Source organism: Microbulbifer sp. TB1203, assembly GCF_030997045.1.
Taxonomy (GTDB): Bacteria; Pseudomonadota; Gammaproteobacteria; order Pseudomonadales; family Cellvibrionaceae; genus Microbulbifer.
The window spans coordinates 2,553,520-2,574,013 of the sequence record NZ_CP116899.1 but is presented as its reverse complement, the minus strand read 5'-3'; the positions used below and the strand labels follow the sequence as shown (position 1 = coordinate 2,574,013).

Annotated in this window: 19 protein-coding genes; 10 read left to right on the top strand and 9 right to left on the bottom strand. The window is 62.4% G+C overall.

What is annotated here, in order from left to right; genetic code table 11:
• Positions 1-22 precede the first annotated feature (22 nt).
• From PP263_RS10770 to PP263_RS10735, 8 genes are all read right to left on the bottom strand, one after another.
• Complete coding sequence (locus PP263_RS10770) at positions 23-313, bottom strand: DUF1778 domain-containing protein (RefSeq protein WP_308368440.1); 291 nt, start codon at positions 311-313, stop codon at positions 23-25.
• 32 nt (positions 314-345) lie between these two features.
• Entirely contained in the window at positions 346-1,083 is a 738-nt protein-coding gene (locus tag PP263_RS10765) for an ERCC4 domain-containing protein (protein WP_308368439.1), read from the bottom strand.
• A 9-nt stretch (positions 1,084-1,092) separates the two neighbouring features.
• Positions 1,093-1,515, bottom strand: coding sequence for a PIN domain-containing protein (locus tag PP263_RS10760; RefSeq protein ID WP_308368438.1), 423 nt, complete (start codon positions 1,513-1,515; stop codon positions 1,093-1,095).
• Positions 1,505-1,735, bottom strand: a complete 231-nt coding sequence (locus tag PP263_RS10755; RefSeq protein ID WP_308368437.1) for an AbrB/MazE/SpoVT family DNA-binding domain-containing protein — start codon at positions 1,733-1,735, stop codon at positions 1,505-1,507. The genes PP263_RS10760 and PP263_RS10755 overlap by 11 nt, the downstream gene beginning before the upstream one ends.
• 296 nt (positions 1,736-2,031) lie before the next feature.
• Entirely contained in the window at positions 2,032-4,827 is a 2,796-nt protein-coding gene (locus tag PP263_RS10750; protein WP_308368436.1) for a TonB-dependent receptor, read from the bottom strand.
• 238 nt (positions 4,828-5,065) lie between these two features.
• Positions 5,066-7,963, bottom strand: a complete 2,898-nt coding sequence (locus PP263_RS10745) for a TonB-dependent receptor (RefSeq protein ID WP_308368435.1) — start codon at positions 7,961-7,963, stop codon at positions 5,066-5,068.
• Positions 7,964-8,078: 115 nt separating this feature from the next.
• On the bottom strand, positions 8,079-9,098 hold the full coding sequence (locus PP263_RS10740; RefSeq protein ID WP_308368434.1) for a FecR family protein: 1,020 nt from the start codon (positions 9,096-9,098) through the stop codon (positions 8,079-8,081).
• A gap of 428 nt (positions 9,099-9,526) precedes the next feature.
• Complete coding sequence (locus PP263_RS10735) at positions 9,527-10,054, bottom strand: RNA polymerase sigma factor (RefSeq protein WP_308368433.1); 528 nt, start codon at positions 10,052-10,054, stop codon at positions 9,527-9,529.
• 252 nt (positions 10,055-10,306) lie between these two features.
• On the opposite strand from PP263_RS10735, the gene dnaX reads away from it, so the two are divergent.
• The 10 genes from dnaX (at position 10,307) to PP263_RS10685 (ending at position 18,796) form a co-directional block, all read left to right on the top strand.
• The gene (gene dnaX, locus PP263_RS10730) at positions 10,307-12,322 is read left to right on the top strand and encodes a DNA polymerase III subunit gamma/tau (RefSeq protein ID WP_308368432.1); all 2,016 of its coding nucleotides are present in this window, start codon (positions 10,307-10,309) and stop codon (positions 12,320-12,322) included.
• Positions 12,319-12,663 carry a YbaB/EbfC family nucleoid-associated protein gene (locus PP263_RS10725; protein WP_308368430.1) on the top strand — a complete coding sequence of 115 codons (345 nt, stop codon included), beginning with the start codon at positions 12,319-12,321 and terminating at the stop codon, positions 12,661-12,663. The genes dnaX and PP263_RS10725 overlap by 4 nt, the downstream gene beginning before the upstream one ends.
• Before the next feature lie 13 nt (positions 12,664-12,676).
• Complete coding sequence (gene recR / locus PP263_RS10720) at positions 12,677-13,282, top strand: recombination mediator RecR (RefSeq protein ID WP_308368429.1); 606 nt, start codon at positions 12,677-12,679, stop codon at positions 13,280-13,282.
• Positions 13,283-13,290: 8 nt separating this feature from the next.
• On the top strand, positions 13,291-14,418 hold the full coding sequence (gene rnd / locus PP263_RS10715; RefSeq protein WP_308368427.1) for a ribonuclease D: 1,128 nt from the start codon (positions 13,291-13,293) through the stop codon (positions 14,416-14,418).
• Positions 14,415-14,702 (top strand): YcgL domain-containing protein, encoded by a 288-nt coding sequence (locus PP263_RS10710; RefSeq protein ID WP_308368426.1) that lies wholly within the window; start codon positions 14,415-14,417, stop codon positions 14,700-14,702. The genes rnd and PP263_RS10710 overlap by 4 nt, the downstream gene beginning before the upstream one ends.
• A gap of 29 nt (positions 14,703-14,731) precedes the next feature.
• A complete protein-coding gene (locus tag PP263_RS10705) occupies positions 14,732-15,184 on the top strand; it encodes a YcgN family cysteine cluster protein (protein WP_308368425.1) in 453 nt (150 codons plus the stop codon).
• 23 nt (positions 15,185-15,207) lie between these two features.
• Positions 15,208-15,588, top strand: a complete 381-nt coding sequence (locus PP263_RS10700) for a hypothetical protein (protein ID WP_308368424.1) — start codon at positions 15,208-15,210, stop codon at positions 15,586-15,588.
• A 215-nt stretch (positions 15,589-15,803) separates the two neighbouring features.
• A complete protein-coding gene (locus PP263_RS10695) occupies positions 15,804-16,484 on the top strand; it encodes a YEATS-associated helix-containing protein (RefSeq protein ID WP_183460795.1) in 681 nt (226 codons plus the stop codon).
• Between the two features lie 165 nt (positions 16,485-16,649).
• Complete coding sequence (locus tag PP263_RS10690) at positions 16,650-17,495, top strand: MoxR family ATPase (RefSeq protein ID WP_308368423.1); 846 nt, start codon at positions 16,650-16,652, stop codon at positions 17,493-17,495.
• A 119-nt stretch (positions 17,496-17,614) separates the two neighbouring features.
• Positions 17,615-18,796, top strand: a complete 1,182-nt coding sequence (locus tag PP263_RS10685; protein ID WP_308368422.1) for a VWA domain-containing protein — start codon at positions 17,615-17,617, stop codon at positions 18,794-18,796.
• 166 nt (positions 18,797-18,962) lie between these two features.
• On the opposite strand, the gene PP263_RS10680 is transcribed toward PP263_RS10685, so the two are convergent.
• Positions 18,963-20,438, bottom strand: a complete 1,476-nt coding sequence (locus tag PP263_RS10680) for a peptide MFS transporter (protein ID WP_308368421.1) — start codon at positions 20,436-20,438, stop codon at positions 18,963-18,965.
• Positions 20,439-20,494 lie beyond the last annotated feature (56 nt).

Sequence of the window (20,494 nt, the reverse complement as noted above, 5' to 3'; positions counted from 1 at the left end):
AGGGGTTCCGGTGCACATAGGGTCATCGGACTTCCCAGGGCGATCGATGTGAAAAGAGGTCTCTTAACCCCGGATTTTCCTGCGCAGGCTGTTCGAGCAGATCCAGCAAGGCTTGATACTGACCCCCCGAAACCATGAATAGGCGCTGGTCAAGCAAGGTCTGCTCTGCTGCCCGGCAGGCGCTGTCCAGGATGAAATCCGTAAGTGACTTATGGGCCACTTCTGCGGCTCTGCGCAGCACGGTTTCCTGCTCCGCAGTGGCACGAAGGCCTAGCCTGGCCGTACGAGCGGCAGTCACTTTAGCTGCAGCCATAGTTACACCATTGGATGTGTGCTCATTGGTTGTCATGTTTGGTACAAGAGGCAACCGTGTCTACCTGACGAGATATGGGAGGCGGCCGCCCGATAGATCCCCGGCGCTTCGCTCACCAGCCAGCGGATTCGCCGCGCCAGTTCCCTGCCGAGGTTTTCCACTGCGTCCAGCTCGCTTTCCTCAGCGTTCAGTATCGCGGTTATGCTGCCGAAGCGGGCGAGCAGAGCCCTGGCCCGGTGTGGGCCTATGCCCGGGATGGACTGCAGCAGCCGGAGCTGCACCAGATGCTTGTCCCCGGTCCGGGGGCCCAGCGTTTCATTGGGGCAGGAAAGCGCGGGCAGCGGCGCCTGCAATTTGCCGTGCCCGTGCTGGCGGGCTGCGTAGAGCATCACCCTGGCGCTCTCCTCAGGCAGCAGTGTACGCAACAGTGGAATGTCCCAGAGGAGGGCGATCTTCACCAATGCACCCTGCAGGATACGCCTTTCCCGTTGGCCAACGCCCGGCGGTTGCACGCGCCCTTCGACGATCAGCGCGACGCGGCGGTCCGGCTGCTGCGCGCGCCAGTGGTAGAGACGGCGCGCCTGATCGAACAGACGGCCGTCCGCAAGGGACAGCCGCAGGTCGGCGACGGTTTTGCGTTCGAACAGCAACTGGTCGCCCACGCGGTAGTCGCCCAGGGGCAGCGGTGCGCGCTCTATGTAGATGTTCTGTCTGCGCAGTTCGTCCAACAGGGCCGGTGACTGCTCGCGGTGGTCGACGGTGATTAGCATGGCGGGGTGTCACCTCTCGGACATTTGGCCGGGGGAAAAGGGATTGCGGACTCGCAACTGCTTTTCCACCAGTAGACTGTGGTGCATGTCTTCTGAGTAGAGCGTGTCGCATCCGGCGGCCAGGGCCGCAGAGACGATCATGGCGTCGTATACGCTCAGATTGTACCGTTCGGCAATCGACCTGCCGCGGTCGTGCACTTCCGGGGTGAGAGATTTGGTGGGGCACAGTGAGCGAATCAGCGCCACAAACTCATTGACCTCAGGCCAGGGCATGGCGAGCTTGCGGCGCATGACATTGGTGATTTCGTTCAGCACCTGGACGTTGATTACTGCACCTCTGCGCAGGATGGCCTCGGCCCGGCCTGCCTTGTCCGTATCGGCGGAGAGTAGGTAGATCAGCACATTGGAGTCGATGAACGGGTCAGCGGGCATTGGCCTCCTCCCGGTCGAAGATGAAATCCGGCGGCAACTTGCCACGGAACTTGTGTAGCCGTGCCAGGAGTTCCCGGCGGTTCGGTTTCTTCCTGATCTCGAAAACCCGTTTTTCGGCAATGACGACTTCTATATCGTCGCCTTCGTGCAATTCCAATGCTTCCACTACCGAAGCTGGCAGACGAATCGCCAAGCTGTTGCCCCACTTGGATACCTGCATGAGTTACCTTCTGGATATACCTTTCCCCAAAAGTATATCTTCAGGGCGCTGGTCCTCAAAGCGATTAGTTTGGGAGTTCGCGGAATCCACTCCAATGCTATTGAGCCTCGAAACTGCACCCTGTGGGAGCCTGCCCTGCAGGCTAAAAGGTGGTAGCAAATGGCAACGCCGCTATTCGCCTGCAGGGCAGGCTCCCACAGCCGGCACTCAGCAGTACCAGGGCGGGGCGGTGCCTCGATCCGAACTCTGAAACTTGAGGTAGAAAAACCTCGCCCGGCTGGGCGGGGCCGAAAGGGTTAGAACCTCAGGGTCACGCTGCCAAAGAAGAAGCGGCCCACGGTGTCGTAGTTCAGCGGCAGGGTGTTCATGTCGTCGTAGTTGGTGACGTAGGGGGGCTGCTGGTTCCAGACGTTGCGGATACCGCCGGAGATTTCCACGTTCTCCCAGCAGAAGTAGCTGGCGCGCAGGTCCTGGTACCAGATGCTGTCCACATGGGTGGACAGGTCTGCGGGATCGGGATTGATATCGTCCACTTCCCCTTCCATGCGCACGGTGGTGCCTAGGCTCCAGTACTCTGCTTCGTAGTCCGCGCTCAGGTAGAGCTTCCATTCCGGGAAGGCGGCGATTCGGGTGGTGACCGGGTCTGCGCCGAACTTGCCGGCCAGGTCGATTTTCGGGTCGAATTCGCTGGCCTGGAATTCCCACTCGTGGAGCCAGGTGGCAATGCCCTCGAATGTCACGGTGCCGCCGGCAAAGTCCATGCTGTAGAAGGCGCCCAGGTCGGCGCCATCGGTCTCGAAGGTGGAGATGTTCTGCGTAATGAGTGCCTGCCCGGCGATGGTGCCGTTGGCGGCACGCCGCGGGCCGTCGGTACCCGGGAACTGACCCACTGCCTCCGGGCCGAGGATCAGGTCGCAGGTCTCGCTGGAGAAGCCGGGGCTGTTGTAGCAGGTATCCACTATCTGGTTGGTGGTAAAAGTGCCGATGGCATCGTCCACTTCGATTTTGAAGTAGTCCAGGGTAAAACTGAGGTCTTCCACAAAGGTGGGAGTCCAGACTACGCCCAGGGTCCAGCTATCGGATGTTTCCTTGTCCAGGTCGGGGTTGCCGGCGAAAAAACCGGTGGCCTGGGGGGATGCCAGGTTCTCGTTGTCCGGATCGACGCCGTCCGCCAGACAGTTCGCCCGGACGACCGGGCTTACGCCCGGCGCGTTAAACTCGAAGCAGGGGTCGGTGTAGACCTCCGCTGACAGTACCGGGGGGCTGAAGAGATCGTCGAGACCGGGCGCGCGGAAGCCCTGGTTGTAGCTGCCGCGGAAGCGCAGTTGTTCGAACGGTGCATATTCCAGCACGACGCCAGCGGTAGTGTCGCTGCCGATGGTGTTGTAGTCGGAGTAGCGGACGGAGAGTTCCGCGGCCAGCAGGTCTACCCAGGGCTGGCCCTCCATCAGTGGGGCGCGCAGCTCGGCGTAGACTTCGTCCACGTCGTAGCTGGCACTCCAAGAGGTGCCCTGCACGAAGTAGATTTGCCCCAACTCGGCGGCGCCATCTGCGGTGACTTCGACCGATTCGGAGCGGTGCTCATAGCCCGCCGCCCACTGCCAGGGCTCGCTGGTGAGGGCGAAGTCACCGAAGTCGCCGATGAGGTTGGCCTGGAAGCTGCGCAGGGTTTCCTTTTCCACCGGCGAGTTGGTGACCAGGGCGTAGTCTTGCATTTCCTGGGTCAGGGTGCCGGATTCAAAGGGGTTCCAGAGTCCGGGACACGCGGTGTCGCCACCGAGCGTTCCAGTTGGGTCACATACGGGAGCAACCAGTTCCCCAGTTTCTGGATTGATGGAGCCGAGCAAGGTATCGAAACGCGGCTGGTTGGCGCGGCCGCGGTCTATCTGTGGATCGACCCAGCGCGCATAGGTATAGGAGATATCCCAGAGCCATTCATTGCACCACTCGCCGTCGAACCCGACCACGCCGCGCCAGGTGCTGAGGTCCTGGGTAAAGGAGCGGCCGCCGGTCTCCGCCAGGCGGCGCGCCACGAATACACCTTCACCTCCGACCGGGGGGTAGTCGGGATGGCTTGCGGGGACAAACGGAATCCAGAAGGTGCCCTCGGCGGCCAGCAGCTGGTCCGACTGGCGGTTGGCGTAGAGCAATTCAGTGAAGGCGTTGATTGTGGTGACGTCCTTGATATCCCACAGTTCATGGGTGCCGTAGCCGTAGATGCTGAAAACTTCCTGGGGGGTGACCAGATAGCTGAACTGGGCGTAATTGAACGCATCGGTAGCGGCGCTGTAATCCCGCACGATTCCGGTAACGGGGTCCAGGATCAGGCTTTGGCCATCGGTTGTGAACATATGCCCCGGTGTGGTGGTACCACTGCCGGCGCAGAAGAGGGTGCCGCCGGATTCGGCCAGCGGGCAGTCGGAAAAACTTCGCTCGCCCTGGAATATATCGTCCCGCTTGCTGTACTCCACGTTCAACATCACATGCCCCTTCTCCGTGTCGGCGCCGAAAGTCATGGCTGCCAGCCACTGCTCGCCGTCGCTCTCGTCAGTGATGCCGTAGTCGGCGCGAAGCTGCGCTCCCTCGAAATCCTTCTTGGTGATGATGTTGACCACACCGGCAATGGCGTCGGAACCGTAAATGGAGGAGGCGCCGCTTTTCAGGATCTCGATCCGCTCGATGATGGATATGGGAATGGTGTTCAGATCCACGGTGCCGGTGTCGGTACCCGCCGATACCAGCCGGCGGCCGTTCAGCAGCACCAGGGTGCGCTGGGAGCCCAGACCGCGCAAGGATACCGTGGCCAAACCGGGGTTGCCGTTGTTCACCGATTGACCCAACTGGCCGCCGGTCATGGACGGAAGCTCTTGGAGGAAGTCCTCCAGGGTGGTCTCTCCGGAGTTTTCCAGCGTCGAGGCGTCGAAAACACTGATTGGAGTGGCGCTGGTGGCATCGGTGGCGCGCTGTATGCGTGTGCCGGTGACCACGACTTCCTCCAATTCCTGGGCAAAGGATAAAGTGGCAAAGCTGGTGGAGACGGTCGTGGCCGCTATTGCACCCTTCATTGCCCGGGATAGGTGGGATCTGTCCATGATCACCTCTCCTGATGCCGGCTCCCAGCTCTTGCCGGGGTTAGCTTTTTATACCGAGTGCGGCAGGTGCCCTCCAATGACAACCGCAAACTTCTATCAGCAGAGGTTTGCCTAAACCCTAGAACATTTTTTTAGCAGGAGAAGGTTTACGCGAATGAAAGAACGCCGAATTCAGAGGGCGGGTAGGCAGATGCCAGGGCTGGGGCGCCGCGGAAGGCTGTGATTGTGGGAACGCCTATCAAAAGCTATAGGCGAGGGTGGTGTACCAGTAACGACCGCTGAGGTCGTAGGTGCGGCCGTCGTAGTTGTCGTTGAAGGCGGTGGCGGCAAAAGGGGGTGCCTGGTCGAGCAGGTTGTCGATACCCGCTGCGAGACGAAGCCCGACGGGCAGGGAGTAGGCCAGCTGCAGGTCGTGGCTGGACCAGCTGTCGATACGGCGGGTGACCCGCTGCTCGTCGATAGTGAAGGACTCCTCCAGGGCACCCACATGGTGAATGGTATAGCCGCCCTCCCAGCGCCCCTTGCTCCAGTAAACGCCGGTGTTGGCCTTCCACTCCGGCAGGGAGCCGGCGCCGCCGCTGGCGGGGTCGACGAAGGTGCCGGCCAGATCCTCGATGGGGCTGCCGGGCGCCGGCTGGTCCAGGTAGCGCTGTATATGGCTGGCGTTGAGCGACCAGCGGAACTGGCCGATATCCTCGGAGAGGTATTCATAGCGCATCGCCAGGTCCAGGCCGCGCACTTCGCGGGCGCCGATATTCAGCCGCCTCGCCACCACCTTGATGATGTCGCCTCGCTCGTCCCGCAGTACCCGATCGGCGAACAGCGCCTCCCTGGCGTTCTGGTCGATCAGGTACTGGGGGCTGGTATCGATCACGTCGTTCTGGCGGATATCGAACATGTCCAGGGTTGCGCTGAAGCCTTTGAGCTGAGTCGGGGTCCACACGAGTCCCAGGGAGCGATTGTCGGAGGTTTCCGGCTGCAGTTCCGCATTGCCGCCGAACTCGGTGAGGTACTGGATGCGCGCGCCGTCCGCCTGGCCGCGACAGCCGGGCAGGGTGTCGGCGTCGTTGCCGGTGCAGGGATCGAAGAGGAATTCCTGGCTCTGGTAGCCGGTCTGGTTCATGTCGATCAGGGTGGGCGCCTTGAAGCCGGTGGCGTAGCTGGCGCGGACCAGCAGCGATGGCCAGGGACGCCAGCGCAGGGCGAGCTTGGGGTTGGCGGTGCTGCCGAAATCGCTGTAGTCGGAATAGCGTACGGCGCCGTCGAGCCACAGTTTGTCCGCCGCCAGCGGCAGGGAGATTTCCGCGAACACCTCGCCGATTATGCGCTCCCCCTCCGCAGCTCCGGAGACGTTGCTGCCGATAAAGGACAGGCCCCTGGCGTCGGTGGACTGGAAGTCGATCGCCTCGCGGCGAATCTCCATGCCGGCTGCGGCGAGGATCTCCCCGGCTCCGGAACTGCCTACGATCCCGTCCGCCACATAGGTCAGCGAGACCATGCGGCTGGCGCCATCCACCTCGCTCTCGGCGCGGATAAAGTCCAGTTGCGCATCGTCTATGCTGCCGCTCGGGCCCAGCAGGTTCACCGGCACGCAACCGCTGTCCGCGTTGCACTGGCCGGGGCCCTTCAGCCCCATGGAGAGCATGGTGGGGTCGATAAGGCCGTTCAGGGTCTCGGAGGCGCGCGTGTAGTGCGTGGCCGCGGTCAGTTCCCACTGCCAGCTGTCCCAGTTGCCCTTGAGGCCGGAGTTGAAGCGCCAGGTTTCGGTGCGGTTTTTCTGGGTGCGCGGGCCCAGCTCCAGTACCCGCTTGCGCACGTCGACAATTTCCTCCCCGAAGGGGTTGTGGGGATTGTCCGCGGCGATGGTCAGATCGCCGTTGTCGAAGCGGGTGAATACCGGCGTGGGGGCCATGGTGGTTTCCGCACGGGTGCGGATGCCCATGGCCTCCACGAAGAGTTCCACTTGGTCGTCCAGGTCCAGGTTGCCTGCCAGGTAGGCGGAGTCGCGCCTGGAGGGGACCACCGCCGAAGTGTATCCGCGATAGTCGTAGCGGTCCTCTTGGGTCCAGGCGCGGTAACCGCCGGAGGCGTTGGTGACTACTTCGCCGCTACCGAGGGCGATATAGCCCGCCGGGGACGCCGCCGAGCGTAGGTCGGTGCCGCCACGGGCGCGATTATCTGCCGATTCCGAGAGCTCGCGGTCGCGGCTCATCAGCACTCCCTGGCGGTAGCGCGAGAGGCTCAGCATCAGGTGGCCGCGATCGCCGGTCTTGCCCCAGGTCATAGAGTGGGAGCCGGTCTGCTGGTCGCCGCGCTCGGCCTCGCCGTAGTAACTGTTCACCGACAGGCCGTCGAAGTTGCGCCGCAGAATAATGTTGACCACACCGGCAATGGCATCGGAGCCGTAGACCGCCGAGGCGCCGTCCTTGAGGATCTCTATGCGATCTACCGCGGAGAGTGGGATGGTGTTCAGGTCGGCCGCTTCGCCGCCGAAACCGTTGTTGACGATGCGCCGGCCGTTGATCAGCACCAGGGTGTTGCTGGCGGGCAGGCCGCGCAGGGTGACAGTGGCCGTACCGTTGCCGCCGTTGCTCACCGACGTGCTGGTGGAGTTGCCGGAGACCGCCGGCAGGAATTTGAGCAGTTGGGCCACTGTCTGTGCCCCGGTGATTTCCAGTTCCGGCTGGGCCAGCACGTCGATAGGCGCATAGCTGTCCAACTGCAGATGGCGCAGGTGGCTGCCGGTGAGGCTGCTGCCGGTGACGGTGATCTCCTCGGTCTGGGCGGGCAGGTCGCCGACCCCGGTCTCTTCCGGAGCGATATCCCGCGGCACCACGGCAACGGCCGCGGGCCCGTGGCGGCGGTAGGTAAACGGAGAATCCCGCAGCAGTGCCTGCAGTGCCGGCTCGAAATCGCCGGCGGCGGTTTCCAGGGTCTGTTCCGGGAGCCTGAAACTGGTTGCCGAGGAAGCCTGCACCAGCACCGAGATCCGGCATTCGCGGCCCAGTGCGATCAGTACCCGCTCAAGGCTGCCCGCTGGCAGGTGGACGCCGGACTTAGGGCAGCCGGCAAATGCCCCATGGGAAAGCCCCATAACGGTCGCCAGCGACAGTGTGGCCCAGTGCCGGATCTTCAAGTAGATGCCTATATCATTTGCGGTTGCCCACCCCTGGGGGAGGGCATTTATTCTTCGTCTGTGTTGTGGTGATGCGGGGGTGTATAAGAAATGACCGCCCAAGCGGGTTTATAACTCAGTTGCGCTTGGGTGACAAGAGAGTCAGGTTAGGATCACTGCGATCCTGCTGCAGATCCAGTGCGGCGGCGATGGCCGTGAGGGTGCTGTCCGGATCGGACAGTTCGAAAGTGCCAGAGAGTGGGCGCTCCTGCACGCTGGCATCGGCGACGGCGGGAACCGTCAGATAGCGGTTGAGTTCCTCCAGCGCCTCTGCCAGCGGGGTGCGGTCGAACACCAGGACACCGTGGGTCCAGTCCAGCGCCTCGTCGGCGGACGTCTTGCCGACCTGACCGATTCCGGTGGCGGAAACGCTGACTTTCTGGTTCCTTTTCAGCTTGACCGACTCCGGCCGCAGGCCGCTGGCGGCCTGCGCCTCGCTGACCGCCACGGTGCCGCCGGTGACGGAAACCCGGGTATTGCCGGGGTTGCGCTCTACGTTGAACTTGGTGCCAAGCACACGAATATTGGCCCTGCCCGCGGCGACGCTGAAGGGGCGCGCGGTCTGCCGCGCTACCTCAAAGTAGGCCTCGCCCCGCAGCAACTGGGCGCGGCGCTCTTCGCGGCTGAAGGAGACGCGCAGTTCGGTGTTGGTATTGAGCTGGACCTGGGAGCCATCGGCGAGGGCCACGGTGCGGGTCTCGCCCACGGCTGTGGCGTAGGTCTGCTGGCGGAAACTATCGCCACCCAGCCACTGGTTGCCCACCCACAGGGCGACCGCCAGGCAAGCGGCCGCGAGGCCGCCGCCCATCAGCCACTGGGGAAGATTCCAGGCCGGCACCCTGTCGGCGGCAGCACTGTTGTCGCTGTGGCCTGCGCGGGGGCGGGGAACGCTCTCGGGAAAGAGTTCATCGACAGGCAGGTGGGCGAGAGCGCCCAGGTCCCCCCACAGCTCGGACATCTCGTCAAAGGCGCGGCGGTTGTCGGGGGACTGCGCCATCCAGGCGGCAAACTCGCGCCTGTCGGTGGAGCTCAGGGTATCCGAGCGCAGGCGGGCGATCCAGGCACATGCCTGATCCAGCCTGTCTTCATTTGGCACCCCTTCATTTGGCACCTTTTGTACGCCCGTTGAGTCCACCGCTCTTACCTTATATTCAAACTAGTTGTTGATTGTTCAAAGCCCTAAGGCTGCGCCCCAATCTGGGGCATTCTGGCAAAGTGGTTTATTTGGCGCGATTCTTTTCGTGCGGTGCCACTCGTGCGCAATAATTGTTGACTATACGCCAAAATTTGATTTTTTATCTTTTTTTCAGTTCTGTTTTTGTACTTGGATGCCCGGTCTCTGAGATGAGACGGCCAACCGGCCTTTCCCCTCAAGTAAATTCGCGAAAAATCAGCACCGGCGTGCACAAAGCCTGTGCGCTTCTTTCTGTTCCTGCAAATCTTTTGCGGTGAGAGGGAGAAAAGCTGCGTCGGTGACAATGGGCAGCCACCTTTTGTGTACAAGGATTGAACAGATTCATCGAGTCAGTGCCCCCTCTCCACGCGTCGGCGACAGACCTTGAGTGCCTGCAGGATATATTTTTCCACGCTGCTCACCGAAGTGTTCATTTCCTGGGCAATCTCGCTGTAGGAGAGGCCGCGGGTACGGTGTAGCAGGAAAGCTTGGCGGCACTTGAGGGGCAGACTGTCCATGGCGTCGTAGATGGACTGCAACTGTTGCCTGGCGGCCAGTACCCGCTCCGGGGATTGGTGGTCGGCGTGGTCGTCGCCGACGGTCTCGCCCTCCGCGGGCAGCTGTTGGCTGACGTACTCCATATGCAGCTTGCCGCGGCGCAGCTGGTCGACGGCGAGATTGTTGGCGATCTGGTAGAGATAGGCGCGGGGGTTGTCCAGCTCTTTTTCGTCGCTGAGCTTCTGCAGGCGGAGATAGGCGTGCTGGGCAATGTCCTCGGCATCTTCGGTGCTGCGGACGATGCGTGCCACAAAGCGCACCAGCGCCTGGCCGTGTTCGGCGAACAGCCTTTCCAGAAGCGTTTTCCGCGCTTTATTCATCGATCAATGGAACCCCGTACTGCGCTCGCTGTGTTTGTTATGTTGCGGGCTGGCGCACAGTTATAACACAGGCCCCGGTTTGCCGACGAGAGCGAGCTATCCCCCCTCCCGCTCGGAAAGCTCAGGGCGAGGCTCCAAACAGGCTCTTTCTTACTATAGATAGACTCGCGCTATGCCTCGACGGCGATGCCGTTATAATGTGGCTCGCCTTTCAACGATGGGACTTGGCGCCGGCGGGGCGCTGGAGATTGGATGAGTTATCAAGTACTGGCGCGCAAGTGGCGGCCGCGATTATTCCGGGAGATGGTTGGGCAGGAGCATGTGCTCCGGGCGCTGATCAATGCCCTGGACAACGGCCGCCTGCACCACGCCTACCTCTTCGCCGGTACCCGCGGTGTGGGCAAGACCACCATCGCCCGTATCCTGGCCAAGTGCCTCAACTGCGAGAGCGGTGTCAGCTCAGAGCCCTGCGGCCAGTGCGGCGCGTGCAGGGAAATCGCCGAGGGTCGCTTCGTCGACCTGATCGAGGTGGACGCGGCTTCGCGCACCAAGGTGGAGGATACCCGAGAACTGCTGGAGAATGTCCAGTACGCGCCTACAAGGGGCCGCTACAAGGTTTACCTGATCGACGAAGTGCACATGCTCTCCAACAGCTCCTTCAACGCGCTGCTGAAGACCCTGGAGGAGCCACCGCCCCACGTCAAATTCCTGCTCGCCACCACCGACCCGCAGAAGCTGCCGGTAACCGTGCTGTCCCGCTGCCTGCAATTCAACCTCAAGAACATGAGCCCGGAGCGGGTGGTGGAACACCTGCGCTTCGTGCTGGAACAGGAGATGGTGCCCTTCGAGGAGGGCGCTCTATGGCACCTGGGGCGCGCCGCCGACGGCAGTATGCGTGACGCCATGAGTCTCGCCGACCAGGCCATCGCCTTCGGCGGCGGCGTGATCGCCGAGGCGGAGGTGCGCGCCATGCTCGGCAGCATCGACACCGGACTGGTGTGGAAACTGCTGGAGGCGCTGACGGAGGAGAGTGCCCCGGCGCTGTTCGCTGCGGTGGAGGAACTGGCCCAGCAGGCGCCGGACTACAGCGCCGCGCTGGCGGAACTGGCCAATAGCCTGCACCGCATCGCCGTGGCCCAGGTGCTGCCGGAATCCGTGGACAATGCGCTGGGCGACGGCGAGCGGTTGCGCCGCCACGCCGCCGGCATGGCGCCGGAGAATGTGCAGCTCTACTACCAGATGGCACTGCTCGCCCGCCGCGATCTGCCTCTGGCACCGGACCCCAGGAGCGGCTTTGAGATGGCGCTGTTGCGGATGTTGGCATTTCGGCCGCAGGGGGTGGCGGATGTGCCCAAGGCCAGGATTGGGACCCGGGAGGAGGCCGCGTCGGCTGAGATTGGGGAGCGAGAGGTTACTGCCGAAGCACAGCGGCCGGAAGCGGCCGTCGTGGAAGCGCCTGCACCTGAGGAGAAAATCGGGACCCGGGAGGAGCCGGTGCCGCCTGAAACCGGGAAGCGGGAGGCTGGTGTCGAAGGACAACGGCCGGAGGCGGCAGTCGCGCCTGAACCTAGTCCTGAGCCTGTGCAACAGGGCGGGGAGGATCGGTGTACTTTACCCGAACAACCGGGCCGGCAGGTGGAAACTGCGGAGGCAGCCCCTGAGCCGTCCTTGCCGAGTCCCGAAAATCGAGCCCCGAGCCCCGATCCCGACCCCAAAGCCACCCTGCGAGAACAACTGCGTCGGCAGGTGGAGGAGGTGGAGACCGCTCCCGCACCGCCTACCCCGGGCCCCCGGTCCCGGGTTCCGGGTCCCGAAAGCCGAGCGCCGAACTCAGACAAACCGCCAGCCCGCCTCGATGCCCTCACTCCCGGCAGCTGGCCGGCCCTTTACAGCCAACTGGGCGTCAGCGGCATCCTCCACTCCATCGCCTTTCACCTGGAACTGGTGGGGCGGCAGGACAACAACTTGTCTTTCACCCTGGACCAGGCCTACAGCAGCCTGTATGACGAAAATCACCAGCGCCGTCTGGCGGACCTGCTGGGGGATTTCTTCGGGCAACCGGTGTCGGTGCAGATCCAGGTGGGCGAAGTGCAGGGCGGCACGCCCGCACGCTTGGCGGCCGCCACCCGCGAGGCCCGCGACGCCGCGGCGCGCGACGCGCTGGCCCGCGATCCGCTGGTGGGGGAACTGCAGGCCGAACTGGGTGCCGAACTGGTGCCGGATTCGGTGGAATATCTCGACGAACTCGAAAGTGAGCAAAGCCAATGAAAGGTTTGGGCGATTTGATGCAGCAGGCCCAGAAGATGCAGGCCGAAATGCAGGAAAAGATGCAGAAGGTGCAGCAGCAGCTCGAGGAGCTGCGGGTCTGCGGCGAGGCCGGTGCCGGCATGGTCAAGGTCACCATGAACGGCCGCCACGATGTCACCGGGGTGGAAATCGACCCCAGCCTGCTCGGCGAAGACAAGGAAATGCTGGAGGATCTCCTCGCCGCTGCGGTCAACGACGCGGTGCGCCGTGTCGAGGAGGAAACCCGGCAGCTGCAAAAAGAGCAGTTGGGGGGGCTGGCCTCCGGCATCAATCTGCCGGAAGGCTTCAAGTTCCCTTTTTGATTGTTGCACCGATATGTTTAGCCCCCTGATCGAAGACCTGATACGCGCGCTGCGTTGCCTGCCCGGTGTGGGCCCCAAGTCGGCGCAGCGCATGGCGATGTACCTGCTGGAGAAAGACCGCGATGCCGCCGGGCTGCTGGCCGCTACCCTGGAGCTGGCGGTGCAGAAAATCGGCCGCTGCGGCCTGTGCCGGACCCTGACCGAAGAGGAGGTCTGCAGCCTCTGCAACAACAGCCGGCGCGACGAGAAATCCCTGTGTGTGGTGGAAACACCGGCGGACGTGCTCGCCATCGAACAGGCGGGCAACTACCACGGACGCTATTTTGTGCTGCACGGCCACCTGTCGCCTATCGATGGTGTGGGCCCCGCGGATCTCGGCATCGACCTTCTGGAGCGGCGCCTGGCGGACGAACCTGTCGGGGAACTGATTATCGCCACCAATCCCACGGTTGAGGGAGAGGCCACCGCCCAGTTTATCGCCGAGCGCGCCCGCGCTTGCGGTGTGGCAGTGAGCCGTATCGCCCACGGTGTGCCTATCGGCGGTGAACTGGAATACATCGACGGCGGCACCCTGGCCCACGCTTTCAATAGCCGCACTGCTTTTTATACGGGCGGCTGAGGACTTTGATGGAAATCGATACGACCCCCGTCTGGATCGACAGCAGCGAGCGGCTGGCGGAGCTCTGTGTCCGCTGGCGCGGCCAGAATGCCGTGGCCCTGGACACCGAATTTATGCGCAGCCGCACCTTCTATCCGCAGCCGGCGCTGGTGCAGGTGGGTGACGGCGAGCACTGTTACCTGATCGACAACCTCGCCATCGACGATCTTCAGCCGCTGCGCGAACTGTTGCTGGATACCTCGGTAACCAAGATCATGCACTCCTGCAGCGAGGACCTGGAAACCCTTGAACGGCTTCTGGGCGCGGTGCCGGAGCCGATCTTCGATACCCAGATCGCCGCCGCTCTCACCGGCATGAAGGCCGGGCTCGGTTACGCGGCAACGGTGAGCCAGCTGCTCAACATCGAACTGCCCAAAAGCGAGACCCGCTCCGACTGGCTGCAGCGCCCGCTCAGCGAGGCCCAGAAAACCTACGCCGCCCTGGACGTGGCCTGGCTGCCGCTGGTATACGGCGTGCTGGTCAAACGCCTCCGGGAGCAGGGGCGTATGGATTGGCTGCAGGAGGATTGCGCTGCCCTGGTGACCGCCGCGCGCAACCCACCGCCGCCGGAACTCTATTATCAAAAGGTCAAGGGCGCTTGGCGCCTGCGCGGCTCGCAGCTGGCCGCACTGCAGGATATCTGTGCTTGGCGCGAGCGCGAGGCGCGCCTGCAGGACCTGCCGCGCAATCATCTGTTGAAGGAGCACGTCTGCCTGAACCTGGCACAGAGGCTGCCGGGCAACACCATCGGCCTGACCCAGGCCGGGCTGGAAGGGCGCGCCCTGCGCCAGTTGGGCGACACACTGTTACAGATAATCGACCGCGCTACCGGGCGCGAAGATCCGCCGCCCGCGCTGCCGCAGCCTCTCAGCCGCAGCGAGGGCGAGCAACTGAAACTACTGCGCCAGCGGGTGAGCGAAATCGCCGAAAAGAAATCGCTGCCGGTGGAAATACTGGTGCGCAAGAAAGAGCTGGAACAGTTGGTACAGTCGCCGCAACCGGAATTGCAGGGTCGCCTGCGCGGCTGGCGGGGGCAGGTGGTCGGCCGGGCTCTGCTCGACACCCTGCACGCCGCGCGAGAGGAAGCTGTGAAATGAAAACCCTGTGCGATATCTACCGCAGCCCGCGCGAAGAGGAAATGTATCTCTACGTGGACAAGCGCGAGGGAACCCGGCGGGTGCCGGAAAAACTGCTGGGGCTCTTTGGCGAGCCCAAGCACCTGGTGACCCTGATTCTCACCCCGGAGAGAAAGCTGGCCCGTGCCGAGGCCGCCAGGGTGCTCAGTGAAATCCGCGAGCGGGGCTATTATTTGCAGATGCCACCGGCCGCTGAGAGTGAAATGAGCGCTATCGCCGCGCAGAACAGCAAGTTGCAACGTTGAAAACTTTAAGTTGCAGCGTTGAGGACTCCATGAACGAGTTACCTTTCTGGCAGCGCAAAGCCCTTGCGCAGATGAGCGAAGCGGAGTGGGAATCCCTCTGCGACCGCTGTGGGCGCTGCTGCCTGCACCGCCTGGAAGACGAGGATACCGGCGAAATCCACACCACCAGCATCGCCTGCCGGCTGTTGGACACGGATTCCTGCCGCTGTAGCGATTACTCGCGACGAAAGCGCCGGGTGCCAGACTGCATTCAGCTGCGCGCCAGGGATGTGACCGACTTCCACTGGCTGCCCGCCACCTGCGCCTATCGCACCCTGGCCGAGGGGCGGCCGCTGGCGGACTGGCACCCGCTGGTTTCCGGGCGTTCGGAGTCGGTGCACGAGGCGGGCATTTCTGTGCGCGGCCGCGTCATCAGCGAAGAGCTGGTACACCCGGACGATTTCGAAGAGCATATCGTCACCTGGACAGGCGACACCGATTAACCACTGGATAAGAAAACAAGAGAATGGCGGAAGAGTATCGAATTGCCTGGATGATCTATGGCGGGGGGACCCTGGTGCTGCTGGCGGCCGGCTGGTGGTTTATGCGCAACTGGAGTTGGGCCTGGTTGCGCTACTCGCTGCTGCTGCTGGGTGCGACGGTATTGCTGGTGCCAGCGCGAACCGGCGAGCTGGAGGCCCCATCGATGCCGGTGTTGCCGTTGTTTGTCTACCAGACCCTGTTCGAAGCGGAGGGCGCCACACCGGAGGTGACGGCAACCCTGGTCTTCGCCGGCGGCGGCGCCCTCGCCCTGCTGGCGATCTGGGGGCTGACAGCCCTTTATTTGGGCCACCGCCGCGAGCAGCGGCGACAGTTTGAAGACGACCCTTTTTTCAATGAACAGTGAGATGCTGCCCAAGGTGAGTGACTATCGGTCCATGACCATTCACTGACAACTGGGCACTGATCGCTGGGCCAAAGGCGCTCTTTCCCCCTTCCGCCCGTACTTGATTCCCCGCCAACTGCTATATCTATAGAGCTGGCCCCGGCACCAGTCCGGGGCCAATCGCATTAGAAAAAGTGCCAGCAGATGCGTTGGCAGTGCATGGCAGAGGAACACGGATGCTCGACCATCTGCTTATTTTGACCGCGGTCATGCTGGTTTCCGGGATTCTCGGCGGCCTGGTGAACTATTACCAGATGCTGTTTACCGAAGAGGATCCGGCCGGGCTTGCGCGCTGCCTGATCATGGGGCTGTGCGGCGCATTGATGGTGCCTATCTTTCTCAAGTTCACCCAGAGCGACCTGCTGATCGAGATCCAGGGCGATCCCTCGCGACTGCTGATCTTTACCGGCTACTGTCTGCTGGCGGCCATCGCCTCCCGCATGTTCGTGTTCAACGCGGCGCGCCGCCAGCTGCGCGATGCCAGTATCGCCCGCGCGCGGGTGGAGAACCTGGAGCAGGAACTGCGCACCATGCAGTTGGAGATGATGCCGCTGCTGGAGCACGAGATAGAGGGCGATCCGGAGCAGGGACCCACCCTGGACTTCAACCAGATCCGCAAACTGGACGACAACGCCCTGCAGGTGCTGGCCCTGCTCAACGGCGGTGGCTGCGTATTCCGCTCCCTGGCGGGTATGGTGCAGGACAGCGGTATGCAGACCAACTCGGTCGCGCGGGCGCTCAACAGCCTGGTGGTGCTGGAAATGGTGGGCAAGATCCACAGCCACCTGGGCATCCGCTGGTATATCACCGACAAGGGTCGCCAGGTGGTGCACCGGCGCAGCACGGCGGCGGCCTGACGCCCCGGTTTTCAGCCTCCGGGGACGCGGAGCTCCAGCTCCGCCTGCGGGCTGCAGGCCCGTTCCAGCATTTCACCAGTGTCACTCAGTCTGACCGATTCCGCCTTTGGCTCCTCTCCCTCCATCCCTTAGTATTTGCCCCAAGGCAAATACTGGGGATCGACGATGAAATTTACCGGCACCGACAGCTATGTGGCCACCGAAGACCTGCAGATGGCGGTGAACGCGGCGGTGGCGCTGCAGCGGCCGCTGCTGATCAAGGGCGAGCCGGGCACCGGCAAGACGCTGCTGGCACAGGAGGTGGCGCAGAGCCTGGGGCTCCAGCTGATCCAGTGGCATATCAAATCCACTACCAAGGCCCAGCAGGGGCTCTACGAGTACGACGCGGTATCGCGCCTGCGGGATTCCCAACTGGGGGTGGACAAGGTCCACGATATCCGCAATTACATCAAGCGCGGCAAGTTGTGGGATGCCTTTGCCGCGGAGGAGCGCGTAGTGCTGCTGATCGACGAGATCGACAAGGCGGATATCGAGTTCCCCAACGACCTGCTGGTGGAACTGGATCGCATGGAGTTCTTCGTCTACGAGACCGGCGAAACGGTAAAGGCCAAACACCGCCCTGTGGTGATCATCACCTCCAACAACGAGAAGGAACTGCCGGACGCCTTCCTGCGCCGCTGCTTCTTCCACTACATCAGCTTCCCGGACCGCGACACCATGCACAAGATCGTGGACGTGCACTACCCGGGCATCAAGCGACAGCTGGTGGCGGAGGCGATGGATATCTTCTTCCAGTTGCGCGAAGTGCCGGGCCTGAAGAAAAAACCCTCCACCTCCGAACTGATCGACTGGTTGAAACTGCTGCTCGCCGATGATATTCCCGAGGAAGTACTGAAAAACCGCGACAGCAGCAGCGCGATTCCGCCGCTCTACGGCGCCCTGCTCAAGAACGAGCAGGACGTGCATATGCTCGAGCGCCTGGCCTTTATGGCCCGCAGAGAGGGTCGGTAGAACTCCGATTCCCTGTAGGAGCCTGCTTGCAGGCGAAAGGCTACAGGGCTCTGAACTTTTCGCCTGCAAGCAGGCTCCTACAGGGCACCAGTATTTAACCGGCTATATCGAAAATCACTATGCTGATTGGCTTTTTCCTGAACCTGCGCCGCTACAAACTCCCGGCCTCCACCACCGAACTGCTGGCCCTGCTGGAAGCGCTGCAGCAGCGGCTGGCATTCGCGGACCTCGAGGAATTCTACTTTCTCTCCCGCACCTGCCTGGTCAAGGACGAAAAGCACTTCGATAAATTCGACCGCGCCTTCGACGCCTACTTCAAGGACCTGGAAACCCTCGACGACCTTCTCGAGCAGATGATTCCCGAGGAGTGGGTTCGCGCGGAGTTTCTCAAGCAGTTGAGCGAGGAGGAAAAGGCCCAAATCGAAAGCCTGGGCGGCCTGGAAAAGCTGCTGGAGGAATTCCGCAAACGCCTGGAAGAACAGAAAAAACGCCACAGTGGCGGCAACCGCTGGATCGGCACCGGCGGCACCAGCCCCTTCGGCAACAGCGGCTATCATCCCGAGGGAATTCGCGTGGGCGGCGACAGCCGCAATCGGTCAGCGGCGAAGGTGTGGCAAAAGCGCCAGTTCCGCAACCTGGATGACAGCATTTCCCTGGGCACGCGCAATATCCAGGTGGCGTTGCGCAAACTGCGCAAGTTCGCGCGCACCGGCGCGGCGGAGGAGCTGGACCTGGATGACACCATTTCCTCGACCGCGCGCAACGCCGGCCTGCTGGATATCAGGATGGTTCCGGAGCGGCACAACGCGGTGAAGGTGTTGATTTTCTTCGACGTGGGCGGTTCCATGGACCCCTATGTGCGGGTGTGCGAGGAACTCTTCTCCGCCTGCCGCTCCGAGTTCAAACACTTGGAGTATTTTTACTTCCACAATTTCATCTACGAGCATGTGTGGAAAGACAACCAGCGCCGCTATAGCGAGACCACCCCGCTGCTGGAAGTACTGCGCACCTACGGTAAGGATTACCGGGTGATTTTTGTCGGCGACGCCTCCATGGCGCCCTACGAGATCACCAGTCCCTACGGTAGCGTGGAGCATATGAACGAGGAACCGGGTGCGGCCTGGATGGAAAGGGTGGCGGATACCTACGGCAAACTGGTATGGCTCAACCCGGTGGGCGAGGAGTATTGGCAATATACACCCACCATCGGGCTCACCCGGCAGCTGGTGGGCGGGCAGATGTATCCGATGACCCTGGAGGGGCTGGATAGGGCCATCGCCTATCTGGTGAAGGGGAGGTGATTTTTTAATGCGGAATGATGAATGCGGAATGCGGAATACGCGATTTAACTCCACGCATGCGGCCGGGAATCTGGTCCGCGCCCGAACTTCCCCAAATTAAGGTTTGACAGTAAAGTGCGAGCGGCAGCGCCCTGTTCCGCATTCCGCATTCCGCATTCCGCATTCATCATTCAGAGAAGTGCCTCGGCGGTGCTCCCTCGTGATCCGCAATAATACCCACTTCCTCCTTCGTGGAATCACCCACCTTCAGGTGCGCCGACTCCACACCGTGCATCCAGTCCACCAATCTGTCGCGCAGGAAGTACAGCAGAATCCCTGCACCTATGGCCGCAATGGCCACGCCGCCGAAAGTGGCCAGGGGACCGGTTTCCCCCACCAGCTTGCCGATTTCCGCCGCGCCTTTGTTGGCGATACCGATAAATGCGAACCACAACCCCATCATCAGCGACAGGTAGCGCAGTGGCGACAGTTTGGTGACCATGGATAGACCGATGGGCGACAGGCACAGCTCGCCCACGGTGTGGAAGATATAGGCAAACACCAGCCACCAGATACTGGCTTTGACGGTCAGCGAGTCGCCGATCTGCAGTGCGGCGCCCACCATGGAGATGAAGCCCAGCCCTAGGAAGACCAGTCCCAGGCTGAACTTGACCGGCGAGCTGGGCTCCCGGTCCCCCAGGCCCACCCAGATGCTGGCGATCACCGGGGCGAGAATAATGATAAACAGTGGGTTGACCATCTGCAGCCAACTGGCGGGCATCTCCCAGCCGCCAATCATAAGGTCGGTATTGTGTTTTGCGAACAGGTTCATGGAGCCGGCGGCCTGCTCGAAACCGGCCCAGAAAACCACGGTGAACAGCCCCAGGATCAGGATCACCCTGATGCGGTCGCGCTCCTCCAGGGATAGCGGCTTGTGTCTGTCGGCAGCGTCTTTTTTCAGTCCCAGTTTGGCGGAGGGCTGCCGGCCCACTTCCCCCAGGTATTTGTCGGCCCGGGAAATCTGCAGCAGCAGGCCCAGCAGCATACCGATACCGGCAATGAAAAATGCCAGTTGGTAATTGATCTTCTCGCCGATCCAGCCGATCACCAGGTAGCCCAGGATCGAGCCCAGGTTGATGCCCATATAGAAAATGGTAAAGGCGGTGTCGCGGCGCCTGTCGCCCTCGTAGTAGAGGTCACCCACCATGGTGGAGATGTTGGGCTTGAAAAAGCCGTTGCCGAGAATCATCAGCCCCAATCCCAGCCACAGGAAATAAATCTCACTGCCGTCGGGCAGCCAGGCGTGGGGAAATCCCAGGGTGAACTGGCCCAGCATCATCAGCGTGCCGCCGAACAGGATGCAGCGGCGCTGGCCCCAGAGGTTGTCCGCCATCCAGCCGCCGAGGATCGGGGTCAGGTACACCAGCATCATGTACCAGCCGAGATAGCTTAGGGCTCTGGATTGCAGCTCGATATCGGACAGTTGGCCCCAGCCGAAGGCCGCCGCGCCGGCGGCCGAAGTGAGGTAGAAGACGAAGATGCCGCGCATACCGTAGTAGCTGAGCCGCTCCCACATCTCGGTGCCGAACAGCAGGAAGAGTCCCTTCGGGTGTCCGAGCATTTCTCCGGCAGCGGCCGGAGGCCTGGGTTTGAGCTCTTGCATACCACAGCTCGCAAGTTACGGCTTGACCTCCCTGTAGGAACGGCCCCCTGGGAACG